We start from the raw sequence: 17,304 nt of genomic DNA, 5'->3' as shown, positions 1-17,304 counted from the left end.
TTTTTTAATTAATATTGTAAAAAAAGAAAAGTATGAGCTATACAGATAAAATGTTACGTGACGACGCTTTAAAGGGAAAAGTCATTGTAGTTACAGGCGGCGGAAGCGGTTTAGGAAAAGCAATGACTAAATATTTTCTTGAATTAGGCGCACAAGTTGCGATAACTTCAAGAGATTTAGAAAAGCTGAAAACTACTGCGGCAGAGCTTGAAAGTGAAACTGGCGGAAAATGTTTACCGCTTCAATGTGACGTTCGTCATTATGAAGAAGTAGAAAATATGCTTCATGAAACTTTAAAAGTTTTTGGAAAGGTGGATGTTCTTTTGAACAATGCAGCCGGAAATTTTATTTCTCCAACAGAACGTTTATCTGCAAATGCATTTGATACTGTTATAGATATCGTACTTAAAGGTTCAAAAAACTGTACGCTTGCCTTTGGAAAACACTGGATTGATACCAAACAAACATCGGCAACGATTTTAAATATTGTAACAACTTATGCCTGGACTGGTTCTGCTTATGTGGTGCCAAGTGCAACTGCAAAAGCAGGGGTTTTAGCCATGACAAGAAGTCTTGCTGTAGAATGGGCAAAATACGGAATTCGTTCTAACGCAATCGCTCCGGGACCATTCCCAACAAAAGGTGCTTGGGATAGATTATTGCCGGGAGATCTTTCAGAAAAATTCGACATGGCAAAAAAAGTGCCTTTGAAACGTGTGGGAGATCATCAGGAATTAGCCAATTTAGCGGCTTATTTAGTATCAGATTTCTCTGCTTATGTAAATGGTGATGTCATTACGATTGACGGCGGTGAATGGTTAAAAGGTGCCGGACAATTCAATTTATTAGAAGCAATTCCAGAAGAACTTTGGGATCAGCTTGAAATGATGATTAAAGCAAAGAAGAACAAATAATTACAAGTGCTTACTAAATTCAGAATATTTTATTAAAACTATACTGATTGCACCAAATCCCGAAGGTTTTTACTTTCGGGATTTTTTATTTTTTGACCATATAAGTAATAATCTTTTAACCATATAAGTGATATAAGTTCAATTAAGTAACGTTTTATTTAAATATTTGCTTGCTTAAATTTACTTACATTACTTATATGGTTAAATAAATTAATATGTTTAGCAATTCAGTTAAATTATTATTTTTGCCAAACAAATATCAAACAAAAATTTTATGCTCATTATTGGACTTGCAGGAGGAACAGGAAGTGGAAAAACAACGGTAGTACACCAAATCATGAACGAATTACCAGACACTGAAGTAGGTGTAATTTCTCAGGATTCGTACTATAAACAAACCGATAATTTATCATTTGACGAAAGAGCATTAATTAATTTTGATCATCCGCGTGCAATCGATTTTGAATTATTAGTAAGACATCTTAAAGCTTTAAAAGCGGGAGAAACTATCGATCAGCCGGTTTATTCTTTCATAAAACACAACAGAACTGACGATACAGTGGCAACACATCCCAGAAAAGTTATGATTGTTGAAGGAATCTTAATTTTGACAAATCCGGAATTACGTGAACTTTTTGATATCAAAATTTTCGTTCATGCAGATTCTGATGAAAGATTAATTCGTCGTTTAAAAAGAGATATTTCAGAACGCGGACGTGATATCGATGAGGTTTTAAATCGTTATCAAAACACGTTAAAACCTATGCATGAGCAATTTATAGAGCCATCAAAAGCATTTGCAGATATTATTATTCCAAATGATAAATACAATACGGTAGCAATTGATGTAGTTCGCGCTGTAATTAATCAGAGAATTTCATAATTTTTATCGTAAATTTAAACCATAATAATTAGGAGCTAATCCCGCTATACGTTACAATCTTTTGTGCCGAACCCCGGCACAAAAGGATTTTCACTTCTATCGGGGCTAAAAAGACCAATCGAATTCAAAAGAAACAACAGGTTTATAAAAAATGAAAATAAAAAATCCATATAAAGACAAAAAATGGTTCAGATATCTAGGCAATAAATATGTCTGGGTTTTGCTGTTCTTTGTAATCTGGATGTTATTTTTAGATAATTACTCCTATTTTGATCATCGCTTTTTAGACGGACAGATCAATGAATTACAAGACAATAAAAAATATTATCAGGAAGAAATAAAGAAAGATCAGGAACAGATCAAACAACTTAAAAATCCTGAACAAATAGAAAAATATGCTCGCGAGAAGTACTTTATGAAAAAAGACAGCGAAGATATTTACATCATCCAGTTTGAAGGAGATACCATTCAAGATAAAGAATAAACACAAAAAACACTAAATGGCCACTAACCTATTCGACGATTTTAATCCGATTTCATCCAAACAATGGAAACAAAAAATTCAGTTTGAATTAGATGGAGCCGATTATAACCAAACTGTAATTTGGAATTCTCCAGAGGATATTCAGGTAAAACCTTTTTATCACAGCGACGAATTTACCAAAAGTGCTGCTGTTCAAACTCAGGCTTCAGAATTTAAAATCTGTCAAAATATATTTGTTCACGACGTTGAAAAATCTATCAGCAGAGCAATAAATACGATTGAAAGAGGTGCCGAAAGTTTACGTTTTACGATTCAGAACGAAAATACCGACATTCAAAAATTATTAGAAAATCTTCCTTTAGAAAATAAAATTGTTTATTTTCATTTGAGCTTTCTCTCAATCGATTTCGTAAAAAAACTGGATGCTATTTCTAGTCATAAAAAAGCAATATTTTATTGCAATTTAGATCCAATTGGACAATTAGCCCGCGACGGAAACTGGTTTACAACATCGGATAAAAATAATTTTGAAACGCTTGAAAAAATATCTAACCAAACCAATCTGCCTTTTCTGAGTGTAGATTTAGGTTTGTATCAAAATTCAGGAGCAAATATTACACAGCAAATTGCCTACAGTTTAGCGCATGCTAATGAATATTTAAACCGTTTCCCTACTTTAGCAAAACCAATTGTTTTTGAAATAGCTGTTGGAACTAATTACTTTTTTGAAATTGCAAAACTTCGTGCTTTGCGAATGCTTTTCAAATTAATTGCTGCAGAATACAATCCTGATATAGACTGTCATTTTTTGGTTACGCCAACCAAACGAAATAAAACCATTTACGATTATAACGTCAACATGCTTCGAACCACAACCGAATGTATGTCGGCAATATTAGGCGGAGCCGATGCTGTGGCAAATTTACCTTACGATGCTTTATATCATAAAGACAATGAATTTGGAGATAGAATTGCCAGAAATCAGCTTTTAGTTTTAAAACACGAAAGCTATTTTGACAAAGTCGATAATCCAGCCGATGGAAGTTATTATATTGAAAGTTTAACAATGCAATTGGCAGAAAAGAGTTTAAACTTATTTAAAGATATTGAAGCTGACGGAGGTTTCCTGAAACTTTTGAACGACGGAACGATTAAAAAGAAAATTCAGGAAAGTGCCGCTAAAGAGCAGGAATTATTCGATTCTAAAAAAGAAGTTTTATTAGGCACCAATAAATATCCTAACAAAGAAGACAGAATGAAACATGATCTAGAATTGTTTCCTTTTGTAAAAATCAAACCTAGAAAAACATTAATTACACCTATTATAGAAAAGAGATTAGCTGAAAAATTGGAACAAGAACGTTTAGAATCTGAAGAAAAATAATGAAAACACTTAAAATTATTACAAGAATTATTTTGGTGATTTTAATTTTATTATCTCTTTTTATGTGGGTAATCATAGGTGCATCAAGTCATAATATAAAAACAGAAATGAGAGTTCTGCCATTAATTTTTGCTTTAGTATTTGCAATTTTTCTTTACTTAACTAAGTATTTAAAACGAAAAGAAAATTAAGACCATAAAAGAAATTGAAAGCAAATTGAACCTATTCTAAGAAATAATTTTAAAATTGAGAAAAGACCTTACACATATAAAGCTAGATGCAAAAAGTGAAACGTTAGATAAACTGACGCATAACTCTGAACCGATAACGGAGAACTTCACCACAGCCGAAGGAATTGAACTTAAAAAAAACTATTCTGAAAAAGACATAGAAGACTTAGAGTTTCTGGATTTCGGAGCTGGCTTTACGCCCAATTTACGCGGGCCTTACGCTACCATGTACGTTCGTCGTCCGTGGACGATTCGCCAGTATGCCGGATTTTCGACTGCGGAAGAAAGTAATGCTTTTTACAGAAGAAATCTTGCTGCGGGACAAAAAGGACTTTCCATAGCTTTTGATTTGCCTACGCATCGCGGTTACGATTCAGACCACGAAAGAGTTGTTGGAGATGTTGGGAAAGCAGGTGTTGCCATCGATTCTGTAGAAGACATGAAAGTATTGTTTGATCAGATTCCGCTTGATGAAATGTCGGTTTCCATGACTATGAACGGCGCCGTTTTACCCATTATGGCATTTTATATTGTGGCTGCTGAAGAGCAAGGTGTTGAATTAAACAAACTTTCAGGAACTATTCAAAATGATATTTTGAAGGAATTCATGGTGCGTAATACTTATATTTATCCGCCAACGCCTTCAATGAAAATTATTGCCGATATATTTGAATTTACGAGCAAAAAAATGCCGAAGTTCAATTCTATCTCGATTTCAGGATATCATATGCAGGAAGCCGGAGCAACAGCTGATATTGAATTAGCTTATACTTTAGCAGATGGTTTAGAATATATTCGAACTGGATTATCAACTGGAATGACGATTGATGAATTTGCTCCACGCCTTTCTTTCTTTTGGGCAATTGGAATGAATCATTTTATGGAAATTGCAAAAATGAGAGCCGGCCGAATGATTTGGGCAAAACTATTACAGCAGTTTAACCCGAAAAGCGATAAATCATTAGCATTAAGAACACATTGCCAAACCAGCGGCTGGAGTTTAACAGAACAGGATCCGTTTAACAATGTAGCCAGAACTTGTATTGAAGCTACTGCTGCAGCATTTGGCGGAACACAGTCTTTGCATACCAACGCACTTGATGAGGCAATTGCTTTGCCAACTGATTTTTCGGCGAGAATTGCACGAAATACACAGATTTATTTACAGGAAGAAACGAAAATCACGAAAACTGTCGACCCTTGGGGCGGAAGTTATTACGTAGAATCTTTGACGAATGAAATTTTAGAAAATACCTGGAAATTAATTGAAGAGGTTGAAGAATTGGGCGGTATGACAAAAGCGATTGAAGCCGGAATTCCGAAACTTAGAATTGAAGAAGCGGCTGCGAGAAAACAAGCAAGAATCGACAGCGGGCAGGATATTATTGTTGGTGTCAATAAATTTAGATTAGAAAAAGAAGATCCATTGCATATTTTAGATGTTGACAACCAAATGGTTCGTAAACAGCAAATTGAACAGCTTGAAAATATTAAAGCAAAAAGAGATACAGAAAAAGTAAATCAATCACTGGAAAAATTAATTCATTGTGCTAAAACCGGAGAAGGAAACTTATTAGAAATTGCCGTTGAAGCTGCCAGAAACAGAGCAACATTAGGTGAAATAAGTGATGCTTTAGAAACTGTTTTCGGGAGGTTTAAAGCGCAAATTAAATCATTTAGCGGTGTGTATAGTGCAGCAATAAAGAACGATGAGAATTTTGAAAAAGCAAAACAATTAGCAGATGCTTTTGCAAAACAAGAAGGACGACGCCCAAGAATTATGATTGCCAAAATGGGACAAGATGGTCATGATCGCGGTGCAAAAGTTGTAGCAACCGGTTATGCCGATGTAGGTTTTGATGTGGATATAGGCCCTTTATTTCAAACTCCGGCTGAAGCGGCGAAACAAGCTGTCGAAAATGATGTTCATATTTTAGGTGTTTCATCACTTGCTGCGGGACATAAAACATTGGTTCCACAAGTTATTGAAGAACTTAAAAAACACGATCGTGAAGATATTATGGTAATTGTGGGCGGTGTTATTCCTGCACAGGACTATCAATTTTTATTTGATGCAGGCGCAGCAGCTGTATTTGGGCCAGGAACTAAAATAAGTGAAGCGGCTATTAAAATTTTAGAAATCTTAATTGACTAAAAATATTCAAAAAAAAATCCCGAATTATCATTCGGGATTTTTTTTTAGTTTTTAATCGTTTATTGTCGCATTACTGTCTGCTTCAATAAAAGAAAGATCATAGCCGGCAAAATCTCGCATATAACTTTTTAAAGAAGTTCCGAAAGCATCTCTAAAATGCCTGTTTCCTCCATGTTTAAAAAAGTTTTTTACTGATCCTGCACCTCCTAGATGCGCAGCTGCTAAAATACCAGATTCTGTAATTTCGACACCATTAATCACTTTTCCTTCGTACTTTTCTATTTCATTACGTAAAATCCATTTGTTTTTGGATAATAACGCAACAAAAGCTTTTTCTTGTAATGCCGGATCTGTTAAGAAGTCTTTTTCATTTCTGACTCCAATGGCGCGTAATGCTTTTGAACCAAATTGATATTTTCCCATGTAACCCAGTGAATTTACCATTCGGTATTTTCCCTGAGATTCTTTGAAAGCTACTGCTTCTTTAAAACCGATAAGATGATTTCCAGTGTATGGGACGTTTAGATTTACTTTAGGATAATCATCCTTTTCTAAAGATGGAAAAATGTATTCTGATCCATCTGTTTTTTCTGTTAGAAACCATGGTTTGGTTTCGACACTAAAGGGTTTAAAACCCAAACTTAAAAATGTAATAATAACGATTAAACTCGCATAAAAATACCACTTCTTTATCATAAATTGTTTTTCTTCAAAACGCTGTCACCTTTTTGAAATTTCTACGGTGCAAAGGTAATGAAAAACAAAAAAATCTGATATTCAGTAGTTTAACCGAAATTAAAAATAGAGCGCATGTGCTTTGAAGCCTTTATTGGCGGAGTATTCGAGAGTTGGTGCCGGAATTTTTATCGTGTTAAAAACAGAAAAAATAGTTTTCAAAAAATGCGATTTTGTGTCAATTTTAGCTAAATTCACATCAAATGAAAGAAAAAACTGACGGTATCTTTCAGGGTTTTCGACCGAAATTGGAATATCATCCTGAACATTTCCGGAAATCATTCCTTCGGCTCCATATCCAAAAGCAACATTCAGCCACTTCGGAATTTTGCTCTCTTTTGCAAAAGAATGAAGATTGACAGAAAGCCAATAAGTTTGTCCGTTATAATCTTTTAAAATTTGTTCATTTAATGATTTTCCTAAAAGATTCGGACGCATACTTGCATATTGCGTTGTATGAAATGAAAATTTTGGAATGATACGCTGTTCTTTCCACAATAATTCCTGAGAAACATACAAACCTGTTCCGGTAGCATTCGCAATAATATCACCCGGAGAAGCTCCCCATTCTGATGAATATCCGTCTAAAACTTCAACCGCAGTTAAAAAGGCAAAACCCAAACCTGCACCGTATATCAATTGCTTTTTTTGATCTGCACCACTCCAGCTCAGCATTTCGGCACCAAATCTTCCTAAATGATAAGCAGAATACATATGCCCCATTTTATCCATTTGGAGCCATTCGTTGTTATCATTTATAAAATGAAACTTTGATCTTGGATAATCAGCATACCAAATTTGATTTAAACCCAATAATGTAGCTGAAGCCAAAGCGGTTTCAGTTACTATTACTGTGTTTTGTCTTTTTTTATTTAATGTATCAGAAGGAGTTAAAAAGCTTTCAATCTTATTTTGAGAAAAAGATTGAAAGCTTAATATAAATAAAACCGATAATAAAAGGTATTCTTTTAAATTCAAAACTATCTTGTTACGCCTTGACTAGCAATCCAGTCTGAATATTTTTTTGCATTTTTTGTGTGCTCTGCATAATTTGAAGCAAATTCATGGTAGCCAAAACGATCAACGCTTGCACAAAAATAGATATAATCGTTTTTCTCCGGATTTAAAACCGCTTCAAGTGCCGTAATATCAGCCATAGCAATTGGTCCCGGAGGAAGGCCGATATTTACGTAAGTATTGTATGGAGATTTCATAACCAAATCATTATAAAAAACTCGTTTTATAACCTGATCAAAATTATTGTCTCTTAATTTTAAAGCATAAATTACGGTTGGATCTGCCTGTAATGGCATTTCTAAACGCAAACGGTTTAAGTAAACACCTGCAATACGAGGTCTTTCGTCTTTTTTAACTGATTCTTTATGAACAATTGAAGCTAAAATAGAAACCTGAACCGGAGTTAAACCTTGTTTTTTTGCCTGCTCAATTCTTTCAGGAGTCCAAAAATTATGATATTCCTTGATCATTTTATCACGGAATTTTTCTGCCGATGTGTTCCAATATACTTCATAAGTATTTGGAATAAACATAGCGAAAACATTTTCTTCATTAAATCCGTTGTCTGATAAAAATTTAGGATCTCTAAAAGCTTTCAATAAAGATAAACTGTCGGCTTCGATTTCTGAACCAACTCTTCCCGCAAAATTTTCCAGACGTTCCTGATTGTTAAAAGCTAATTTAACAGGAACATTTGAACGCATTGCACGAACTAAGTCAATGTTATTCATATCTTTTTTCAAAAGAAAACGTCCTGATTTTACATTTTCAGGGTAACTTCTTTTGCTGGCAACCAGTTCAAAATTGTCAAAGTTTTTGATATATGGCTCTAATATTTTTTTTACATCAGTATAATTTGCCCCAGTTGGAACGTAAACGTAAACTTCTTTTTCTTCAAATTTTGTATTGGCACTAAAAATTTGGCTGATTAAAATAAAACCGTAAATCAGTAAAACAGAAATTACGGCTACGGCAGCTAGTGTGATTATTTTTTTTAATTTCAAAGCTATTAGTTTAAATGTTTTTATTGATTAACTGAAAAATTGCTTCATCTTGATAGTGGTTATTTAGCAAAATCCAGTCTTTTTTAATTCCTATTTTCTCAAAACCAAATTTAGTAAAAAGTGCTATACTTGCTTCATTATTTGTACTAATATTTGCATAAAGCTGATGCAGATTTAAATTAAAAAAAGAATATTTAATGAGAAGTTCTAATGCCTCAGAACCAATATTTTGTCTTCTGTTTTTATTTTTTTGAATAACAATCCCAACTCCTGCCCTGTTATTTCTTGGGTCAAATTCAAATAAATCGATCAATCCAATCGCCGGAAAATCTTCGTCCTGACAAATTGCCAATCGTAATTGTTTGGCTTCATAAATATCCTGTTGTGCATTTTCAAGATATTGACGAATCAAAAAACGACTATAAGGCGTATTGGTATTGCTGACTTCCCAAATGCTCTGATCATTTTCCATCGAATGCACAAACCCTAAATCTTCAGGTTCAAGTGCACGCAGATAAATGGTTTCGCCTTTGAGTGTGATCATTTTGCAATTTTAGATTTTAGATTGTTGATTTTAGATTGCTGATTGTCAATTTTGGAATTTGGAATTTTAGAATAGTTGGAATATTGGAATTTTATATTTCTATAGTTCCTTTGAAAACAAATTTTGCGGGTCCGGTTAGAAAAACATTGGTAAAATGATCTCCTAATTTATCGAAAGAAACTACCAATTTTCCTCCTTCAACATTTAAGTTGATTGAAGTTTTATCTGTTTGCCCAATTGCATTCATTGCGATTGCTACGGCTGTTGCTCCTGTTCCGCAAGCTAAAGTTTCGTCTTCAACACCTCTTTCGTAAGTACGAAGAGAGAAAGTATCATCATCTACTTTTTTAACGAAATTAACGTTGCTTCCTTTTTCTCCGTATAAATCTCCGTAACGAATCGCTGCTCCGTTTTCTTTTACATTATAATGTTCTAAATCGTCAACAATCTGCACGTGATGCGGAGATCCTGTATCCAAAAAAGTATAAGAGTCATTTTTTTGCACTTTATCAACATCAATCATTTGAAGCGAAACAATCGCATCATTTCCTACTGAAGCATGGTGTAAACCGTCTGTCGCGATAAAAGTAGTTTTATCGTCGATAACTCCCAATTGATTTGCAAAAGCTACCAAACAGCGTCCGCCATTGCCGCACATTGAACTTTGGTTTCCGTCTGAATTATAGTAAACCATTCTAAAGTCAGTTTCAGAATCATTTTCTAACAAAATTAGGCCGTCAGCTCCAATTCCGAAACGTCTGTCGCACAAGCGTTCAATCAACTTTACATCTTCTTTTGGGAAGAAATTAAATCTGTTGTCGATCATTACAAAATCGTTGCCTGTACCTTGATATTTATAAAATTCTACTTGCATTTTTTATTCATTAAGAAATACAAAAGTACGAAGAATCTATGAAGATTAATTAATGAAATGTTAATCAATGTTAAAGAGAGTTAAACCGTTTTCTCAAATAATTTTTTGGTATAATTTTACGTTATAAATGTTAAAAACAAATTCCTAAATAACTCAAAAACATAAATGTAATATGAAAAGATTTTCAACCTTATTTCTAGTTTCACTACTAAGCGGTGCTACTACGCTTGGTGCTTATAAGTTATTATTTGACGGCAGTGGTTCTTTTTTTGGAAAAGGAAACTCTGTTGTTACCTTAGCTCCTAATTCATACGGAAGAACCGTTGGGTTACCTGGCGAAGCAGTTGATTTTACTGAAGCTGCAGATAAAACAATTCACACTGTTGTTCACGTAAAAAATGTTTCAAGAAGAACGGTAAGTAATCCTATGATGGAATTTTTCTACGGTTATGGCGGACAGCAGCAGCAAGAACAAGTAGGAACCGGATCTGGTGTTATTATTTCTGAAGATGGATATATCGTGACAAACAATCACGTTATTAAAGATGCATCTGAAATTGAAATTACCTTGAACAATAAAAAATCGTACAAAGCAAAATTAGTTGGTACAGATTCTAAAATGGACATCGCATTATTAAAAATTAGTGCCAATGAAAAATTACCTTATACTGCTTTTGCAAATTCTGATTCTGTAAAAATTGGAGAATGGGTTTTGGCAGTTGGTAATCCATACAATTTAACTTCGACAGTTACTGCCGGAATTGTTTCGGCGAAAGCCAGAAATTTAGACCAAAGCGGTATTCAATCTTTCATTCAAACTGATGCTGCGGTAAATCCGGGGAATTCTGGTGGTGCATTAGTAAATACAAGAGGTGAATTAATTGGAATTAATACTATGATTTCGTCTATGACAGGATCTTATGTTGGATATTCTTTTGCTGTTCCATCAAATATTGCTCGAAAAATTATTGAGGATATTATGGAATATGGAAATGTACAAAGAGGAATTCTTGGTGTTGAAGGCGGTGAATTGAACAGTACGGCTTCAAAAGAATTAGGAATTACTGAAACGCAAGGTTTCTACATTAATAAAGTTTCTAAAAATTCTGGTGCCGAAAAAGCGGGTCTTACAAAAGGTGATATTATTATAAAACTGGACGAGCAAAACATTTCGACTTTTGCTGATCTTTCAGGTTACATTAACACAAAACGCCCGAATGATGTTGTAAAAGTGACTTATATTAAAGAAGGAAAAACTAAAACTGTTCCGGTTACTTTAAGCAAAAATGAGTTTTTTAGTACTGAATTTAAAGGAATAGAATTAGAAAATATTGATGCTGCTGATAAAAAGAAATTCAAAATTGATTATGGTGTAAAAATTAAAAACATCACCAATGAGAATTTAATGCAGTACCAAAATGAATTGCAGGGAAATATTATTTTAAGCATCGATAACGTAAAAGCGACAAATGTTGAAACTGTTTCTAAACTTTTAAATAAAAAAGACGAAGGACAAAGTGTACGCATCGAAATGATCAATAAAAACGGAGAGATTTTTAGAATTATTATTTAAAAATTAGTCGCAGTATTCAGTCACAGTATTCAGTTCTTTAAAACTGTAAACTGTGACTGCGACTGAAAACTCAAAAAAAAGTCATCTTAAGAAATTAAGCTGGCTTTTTTGTTTTATAAAATAAATGCTAAAATAGTTTACGAAATCGATTGAAATGGATACTTTTGCGCCAAATTATAAAATAAGTGAGTGTTTTATTATTTCAATTTAATCAATTATGAGCAAAAATTCTTTGTACCAAAAAGAGGTATCATTACAAGTCGACCGAAGAAGAGCTGGTGTCGAATTAATTAAAGTGATCAGTGATTTATGGTATGACAAATCCATCGAAATGGTTTTATTTAAAAATCAATTACTGGATAAAAATGTCAGCGATATTATCAATCTTCATCAATATGCGGGTGAGTTTGTGGGAAAACCAATTACCATTTTCGATTCGGTCGAAATTGCAAAAGTTGTTTTGTCTTTAGATCTTCCGCCTGCGAAAATAGATCTTGGAAAATTAACTTACGAGTATCATTTAGAAGATGAAAAATATCCGGACGCAAGATATTTTGTTATCGAAAAATTGAAAAAATCAAAAACTTCACAAGAAATTCAGCCCAAAGATGTTGTTCTTTATGGTTTTGGAAGAATTGGACGTTTATTGGCCAGAGAGTTAATGTCTAAAACCGGAAAAGGAAATCAATTGCGATTGAGAGCGATTGTGACCCGAGATAAAAATGACGCTGTAACTTTAGAGAAACGTGCTTCTTTATTGCGTTATGATTCGATTCACGGAGATTTTCAAGGTTCTGTAATTGCCGATGCCAAAAACAATGCATTAATAATTAATGGAACTACTGTTCATATTATTTCTGCAAATTCTCCAGAAGAAATTGATTATACCGATTATGAAATTAATGATGCTTTAGTAATTGATAATACAGGAGCATTTACAACAGAAGAAGCTTTAAAAAGACATTTAACATCAAATGGGGTTAATAAAGTTTTATTGACTGCTCCGGGAAAAGGTGTTCCAAATATTGTACACGGAGTAAACCATAATGACTATAATCCAGATGAAAATAATATTTTCTCTGCGGCATCTTGTACAACAAATGCTATTACACCGGTTTTAAAAGTTATCGAAGATACTTTGGGTGTTGTAAAAGGACATTTAGAAACTATTCATTCTTATACCAACGATCAAAATTTGGTTGATAATATGCACAGAAAATACCGTCGCGGAAGAGCTGCTGCTTTAAATATGGTTATTACTGAAACTGGTGCAGGAAATGCTGTTTCAAAAGCTTTACCATCTTTAGAAGGAAAATTAACTTCAAATGCTATTCGAGTTCCTGTTCCTAATGGTTCTTTGGTGGTTTTAAACTTAGAAGTTAAAAAAGCAACATCGATTACTGCGATCAATAAAATCATGAAAAAATATGCTCTTGAAGGAGAACTCGTAGAGCAAATTAAATATTCACTGAACAATGAATTGGTTTCATCTGATATTGTTGGAACTTCGGCCCCTTCAATTTATGACAGTAATGCAACTATTGTTTCAAAGGATGGAAAAAACGTTGTACTCTATATTTGGTACGATAATGAATACGGTTATAGTCATCAAGTTATTCGTCTTGCAAAATATATTGCCAAGGTAAGACGTTATACTTATTATTAATTCAATCTAACTACTTACTTAAACCATCAAGTTTACTTGGTGGTTTTTGTTTTTAATTAAATAGGTAAAACAGTTGTGCTTTTTACTTCTGATATAACAAAGACGGTATTTATAAGTGAAACTTCTGGCAGCACAGATAATTTTTTTTGATGAAAGTGATGATAGCTTTCCATATCCGGAATTATAATTTTAAGCATATAATCAAAGTTTCCCGAAACGTAATTACACTCTACAACCTCAGGCAAATTTAAAATGGACTGATTAAATCCTTCAGAGGTATCATAAGTCTGTTTAGTAAGCGTAACCTGACAGTAAACGGTTAAATTATTTCCGAGTTTTTTCTTGTCTAAAATTGTAACGTATTTTTCTATAATCCCATCTTTTTCAAGACGTTTAACCCGATCGTGAACCGGAGTCAAAGACAAATTTATTTTGTTTGCAATGTCTTTTAATGTATAGTGCGCATCTTCCTGTAAAAGACGTAAGATTTTTTTGTCAATTTCATCTAAAGCCATAACGAAAACGTTTTATTAGAGTAGTATTTTTTAGTTTTTTTTTCTTTTTGAAGAATAAATTACAGGTCAAAACAGAATAATTTTCTGTAAAAGTAAAAAATAAAATAATATTTTCTTATTTATTAATCAGTAAACCATAATTTATTCTCTCTCTGTAGCTTTGTAAAACAAATTCAATAAAAAACAAAAAAATATATCAAATGATAATAGGTGTTCCAAAAGAAATAAAAAACAACGAGAACAGAGTTGCTTTAACTCCTGCAGGTGTTTCTGAAATGAAAAAACATGGACATACAGTTTATGTACAAGCTACTGCTGGTTTAGGTAGTGGTTTTGCTGATGAAGAATATGCGCAAGCTGGTGCTGTAGTTTTACCAACTATTGAGGAAGTTTATGGAATTGCAGAAATGATCATTAAAGTAAAAGAACCAATTGCATCTGAATATGAATTAATCAAAAAAGATCAATTATTATTTACCTATTTCCACTTTGCTTCATCTGAGCCATTAACTCACGCAATGCTTGAAAAAGGTGCAGTTTGTTTAGCTTATGAAACTGTTGAAAAAACAGACCGCAGTTTACCATTATTAGTTCCAATGTCTGAAGTTGCAGGCCGTATGGCTATTCAACAAGGAGCAAAATATCTTGAAAAACCATTAAAAGGAAGAGGAATTCTTTTAGGTGGTGTTCCGGGTGTACCGCCAGCAAAAGTATTAGTTTTAGGTGGAGGAATCGTAGGAACTCAGGCAGCAAAAATGGCTGCTGGTTTAGGAGCTCAGGTTACTATCATGGATTTAAGTTTGCCACGTTTACGTCAATTAGATGACATCATGCCAGCAAATGTAAATACAGAAATGTCTAACCATTATAATATAACAAGAGCAATTAAAGATGCTGACTTAATTGTTGGAGCAGTTTTAATTCCAGGAGCAAAAGCACCTCATTTAATTACACGTGATATGCTTAAATTAATGCGTCCGGGAACTGTTGTTGTTGACGTTGCAGTTGACCAAGGTGGATGTATCGAAACTTGTACTCCTACAACTCACGAAAACCCAACTTTTATTATTGACGATATCGTACACTACTGTGTAGCTAATATGCCAGGAGCTGTTCCTTATACATCTACTTTAGCTCTGACTAATGCTACTTTGCCTTATGCAGTACAATTAGCAAACAAAGGATGGGAAAAAGCTTGTGCAGAAAACGAAGAATTGAAAAAAGGTTTAAATATTGCTAACGGAAAAATCCTTTACAAAGGAGTTGCTGAAGCATGGAACCTTCCTTTTAATGAAGAATTAGTATTGGCAAACGCATAGTGCCAATATTAAATAAGTGCTTACTAAGCAATAAAGTAAAAGGCTTTTCGTAATGAAAAGCCTTTTTTATGCCATAAAAAAACCTGTCTTGCAAGACAGGTTTTTATTCTTTTATATTTTATTTCTTTTCATCTAAAACTTCCTGCAATACTTTTGCTTCAGTTCCATTAGGGAAAGTAACTTTAATTTTTTGTGCAATTGTTGGAGCTATCTCCGTAATTGCTTTTTTATCGTAAGATTCTCCTTTTTTAATATGCCATCCGTAAAAAATAGCTGGCACATGAGTATCATAGCTATATATTGTACCGTGTGAAGTTCCGGTAGTAGTATATTCGATATCTCCTGGCTTGTCAACAATAACAAGATCTCCATTTTGAGTTACATCATAACCTTTAGCTACAAAATTTAGAGAATAATCGTTTCCGGCATTGGCTAAAATTTCTTCTTCAGTATATACTTTTTTAACTTGTGGCTGAGAAATTAAAAACTCTTTAAAGGCTTGTTTAACTTTTGTCAATTCTAAACCTTTTTCTTTTATAATTTGCTTATTAAAGAAAACATTGAAATTTGAATAGTTTTGAACTAAATCAACTCCAAAAGTTTGAGTTGAAAAATCCTGCATGCTTTTCTTTACATCTTTTGAAGGATAATTATCTACATTATACTTACGGTCTTTTAAATAAATTACATTCTCGGCACCTGCATGGTCTGCAGTTAAGAAAAGCAAATAGTTTCCTTTTCCAACTGTTTTATCTAAATAAGCTAAGAAATCGGCAATGGTTTGATCTAATCTTAAATAAGTATCCTGAAGTTCCATTGATCTTGGCCCAAGTAAATGTCCAACATAGTCAGTAGAAGAAAAACTAACTGTTAAGAAGTCAGTATTATTATCTTTTCCAAGTTGTTCTTTTTCGATTGCTCTTTTAGCAAAATCAGCAAGTAAATCATTTCCATAAGGAGTTACACGAATAACTCCTGCATCATTTTTCTCATACATTGATTTTAAATCATATGGGAAAACTGGGGCAGCACTTCCATACAATTTACCTTCATAAGGATTATTATCAGGAAGACTTTCATTATATACAGAAGCCGGTTTATATAAATCCCAGCCTTTATTAATGTATTTTAGGTAGTTTTTTTCATTATTGAATTCTGATACCCATTCCGGCAATTTTTCTCCGTAAAAAGTACTAGAAATAAATGATCCGGTCTTACTGTACCAAAATGCCCAATTTGCAAAATGTCCAGCTGGCAAAATTGCACCACGGTCTTTAAGACTCATTCCGATAACTTTTCCATTAAAATTGGTAGCCATACGAACTTCATCTGTAATTGTAGTAGCTTGAAGATTTTTAGGAGACATTGCGCCTTCCTCTACAGTACCATCACCAACAGTTTTCACTCCAGCGTCGTCTGTACAATACATCTCTTTTCCAAGAGTTCTACTGAACCATTCGTTACCAACGATTCCGTGTGTAGCAGGTGTTGTACCAGTATATATAGAAGCATGTCCAGGCGCAGTATAAGTTGGCATATAGTTATAATGCATATTCTGGAAAACGAATCCATCATTCATTAATCTTTTAAAACCATTTGGGGAAAAATCATCTGAAAATCGATATAAATATTCCATTTTCATTTGATCAACTACTATACCTACGACTAATTTGGGACGTTGTTGCGCACTTAAATTTGTAATAACAAAAAGTGTCAACAGTAAAATACTTTTCTTCATGTTTAATAAATAATTTAAACACAAAAATACTCAATCCTATTTAAAACTTCTAAAGTATGAATGATGAAGAACAAACAATTGACTATAATTTAACAGTTTAGTCTTCTCATATAAGTTGCTTTTAGCAAACCCATATAAAACAAAAAATCCTCATCAACTAAATGATGAGGATTCTTCAAAAGAAAGGCGACGACATACTCTCCCACAATGATGCAGTACCATCTGCGCAGGCGGGCTTAACTACTCTGTTCGGGATGGGAAGAGGTGAG

16 protein-coding genes and 1 rRNA gene are annotated in these 17,304 nt (G+C 33.5%); 9 read left to right on the top strand and 8 right to left on the bottom strand.

The genetic code is table 11. The features are described from left to right. Positions 1-32: 32 nt before the first annotated feature. From BUE10_RS08670 to scpA, 6 genes are all read left to right on the top strand, one after another. On the top strand, positions 33-914 hold the full coding sequence (locus BUE10_RS08670) for an SDR family oxidoreductase (protein WP_073484270.1): 882 nt from the start codon (positions 33-35) through the stop codon (positions 912-914). A gap of 274 nt (positions 915-1,188) precedes the next feature. Next, the gene (gene udk, locus BUE10_RS08665) at positions 1,189-1,797 is read left to right on the top strand and encodes a uridine kinase (RefSeq protein ID WP_073484269.1); all 609 of its coding nucleotides are present in this window, start codon (positions 1,189-1,191) and stop codon (positions 1,795-1,797) included. A gap of 151 nt (positions 1,798-1,948) precedes the next feature. Next, entirely contained in the window at positions 1,949-2,281 is a 333-nt protein-coding gene (locus BUE10_RS08660; protein WP_073484267.1) for an FtsB family cell division protein, read from the top strand. Between the two features lie 16 nt (positions 2,282-2,297). Next, positions 2,298-3,665, top strand: coding sequence for a methylmalonyl-CoA mutase subunit beta (locus tag BUE10_RS08655; protein ID WP_073484265.1), 1,368 nt, complete (start codon positions 2,298-2,300; stop codon positions 3,663-3,665). Further along, positions 3,665-3,856 (top strand): hypothetical protein, encoded by a 192-nt coding sequence (locus BUE10_RS08650; RefSeq protein WP_073484263.1) that lies wholly within the window; start codon positions 3,665-3,667, stop codon positions 3,854-3,856. The genes BUE10_RS08655 and BUE10_RS08650 overlap by 1 nt, the downstream gene beginning before the upstream one ends. Positions 3,857-3,911: 55 nt before the next feature. Beyond that, positions 3,912-6,050 (top strand): methylmalonyl-CoA mutase, encoded by a 2,139-nt coding sequence (gene scpA / locus BUE10_RS08645; RefSeq protein WP_073484261.1) that lies wholly within the window; start codon positions 3,912-3,914, stop codon positions 6,048-6,050. A 51-nt stretch (positions 6,051-6,101) separates the two neighbouring features. On the opposite strand, the gene BUE10_RS08640 is transcribed toward scpA, so the two are convergent. The 5 genes from BUE10_RS08640 to dapF all read right to left on the bottom strand — a co-directional run bounded on the left by BUE10_RS08640 (position 6,102) and on the right by dapF (position 10,224). Further along, positions 6,102-6,746, bottom strand: coding sequence for a hypothetical protein (locus BUE10_RS08640; RefSeq protein ID WP_053474066.1), 645 nt, complete (start codon positions 6,744-6,746; stop codon positions 6,102-6,104). 99 nt (positions 6,747-6,845) lie between these two features. Then, positions 6,846-7,763, bottom strand: coding sequence for a DUF2279 domain-containing protein (locus BUE10_RS08635; RefSeq protein ID WP_073484259.1), 918 nt, complete (start codon positions 7,761-7,763; stop codon positions 6,846-6,848). Between the two features lie 2 nt (positions 7,764-7,765). Further along, a complete protein-coding gene (gene mltG / locus BUE10_RS08630; protein ID WP_073484257.1) occupies positions 7,766-8,806 on the bottom strand; it encodes an endolytic transglycosylase MltG in 1,041 nt (346 codons plus the stop codon). A 10-nt stretch (positions 8,807-8,816) separates the two neighbouring features. Next, positions 8,817-9,350, bottom strand: a complete 534-nt coding sequence (locus tag BUE10_RS08625) for a GNAT family N-acetyltransferase (RefSeq protein ID WP_073484255.1) — start codon at positions 9,348-9,350, stop codon at positions 8,817-8,819. A 91-nt stretch (positions 9,351-9,441) separates the two neighbouring features. Then, entirely contained in the window at positions 9,442-10,224 is a 783-nt protein-coding gene (gene dapF / locus BUE10_RS08620; RefSeq protein WP_073484253.1) for a diaminopimelate epimerase, read from the bottom strand. A gap of 172 nt (positions 10,225-10,396) precedes the next feature. On the opposite strand from dapF, the gene BUE10_RS08615 reads away from it, so the two are divergent. Beyond that, positions 10,397-11,797 carry a trypsin-like peptidase domain-containing protein gene (locus BUE10_RS08615; protein ID WP_073484251.1) on the top strand — a complete coding sequence of 467 codons (1,401 nt, stop codon included), beginning with the start codon at positions 10,397-10,399 and terminating at the stop codon, positions 11,795-11,797. A 217-nt stretch (positions 11,798-12,014) separates the two neighbouring features. Beyond that, positions 12,015-13,463, top strand: a complete 1,449-nt coding sequence (locus BUE10_RS08610) for a glyceraldehyde-3-phosphate dehydrogenase (RefSeq protein ID WP_073484249.1) — start codon at positions 12,015-12,017, stop codon at positions 13,461-13,463. A gap of 56 nt (positions 13,464-13,519) precedes the next feature. Here the strand turns inward: BUE10_RS08610 and BUE10_RS08605 are convergent, their stop codons facing one another. Further along, positions 13,520-13,978 carry an Lrp/AsnC family transcriptional regulator gene (locus BUE10_RS08605; protein WP_053474073.1) on the bottom strand — a complete coding sequence of 153 codons (459 nt, stop codon included), beginning with the start codon at positions 13,976-13,978 and terminating at the stop codon, positions 13,520-13,522. A gap of 200 nt (positions 13,979-14,178) precedes the next feature. On the opposite strand from BUE10_RS08605, the gene ald reads away from it, so the two are divergent. Continuing rightward, positions 14,179-15,297 (top strand): alanine dehydrogenase, encoded by a 1,119-nt coding sequence (ald, locus tag BUE10_RS08600; protein ID WP_073484248.1) that lies wholly within the window; start codon positions 14,179-14,181, stop codon positions 15,295-15,297. 118 nt (positions 15,298-15,415) lie between these two features. On the opposite strand, the gene pafA is transcribed toward ald, so the two are convergent. Continuing rightward, a complete protein-coding gene (pafA, locus tag BUE10_RS08595; protein ID WP_073484246.1) occupies positions 15,416-17,035 on the bottom strand; it encodes an alkaline phosphatase PafA in 1,620 nt (539 codons plus the stop codon). A gap of 181 nt (positions 17,036-17,216) precedes the next feature. Next, positions 17,217-17,304 (bottom strand): 5S ribosomal RNA (rrf, locus tag BUE10_RS08590); the annotation flags it as partial.

The sequence above is a fragment of the Flavobacterium sp. CF108 genome, assembly GCF_900129795.1.
GTDB lineage: Bacteria > Bacteroidota > Bacteroidia > Flavobacteriales > Flavobacteriaceae > Flavobacterium.
This window is presented reverse-complemented; position numbering and strand designations above follow the sequence as displayed.

Coding starts and splice junctions, on each gene's coding strand:
- dapF (WP_073484253.1), bottom strand. CDS start 10,224: ATGCAAGTAGAATTTTATAAATATCAAGGTACAGGCAACGATTTTGTA.
- ald (WP_073484248.1), top strand. CDS start 14,179: ATGATAATAGGTGTTCCAAAAGAAATAAAAAACAACGAGAACAGAGTT.
- BUE10_RS08605 (WP_053474073.1), bottom strand. CDS start 13,978: ATGGCTTTAGATGAAATTGACAAAAAAATCTTACGTCTTTTACAGGAA.
- BUE10_RS08640 (WP_053474066.1), bottom strand. CDS start 6,746: ATGATAAAGAAGTGGTATTTTTATGCGAGTTTAATCGTTATTATTACA.
- BUE10_RS08670 (WP_073484270.1), top strand. CDS start 33: ATGAGCTATACAGATAAAATGTTACGTGACGACGCTTTAAAGGGAAAA.
- BUE10_RS08650 (WP_073484263.1), top strand. CDS start 3,665: ATGAAAACACTTAAAATTATTACAAGAATTATTTTGGTGATTTTAATT.
- udk (WP_073484269.1), top strand. CDS start 1,189: ATGCTCATTATTGGACTTGCAGGAGGAACAGGAAGTGGAAAAACAACG.
- BUE10_RS08655 (WP_073484265.1), top strand. CDS start 2,298: ATGGCCACTAACCTATTCGACGATTTTAATCCGATTTCATCCAAACAA.
- BUE10_RS08660 (WP_073484267.1), top strand. CDS start 1,949: ATGAAAATAAAAAATCCATATAAAGACAAAAAATGGTTCAGATATCTA.
- BUE10_RS08610 (WP_073484249.1), top strand. CDS start 12,015: ATGAGCAAAAATTCTTTGTACCAAAAAGAGGTATCATTACAAGTCGAC.
- BUE10_RS08615 (WP_073484251.1), top strand. CDS start 10,397: ATGAAAAGATTTTCAACCTTATTTCTAGTTTCACTACTAAGCGGTGCT.
- BUE10_RS08625 (WP_073484255.1), bottom strand. CDS start 9,350: ATGATCACACTCAAAGGCGAAACCATTTATCTGCGTGCACTTGAACCT.
- pafA (WP_073484246.1), bottom strand. CDS start 17,035: ATGAAGAAAAGTATTTTACTGTTGACACTTTTTGTTATTACAAATTTA.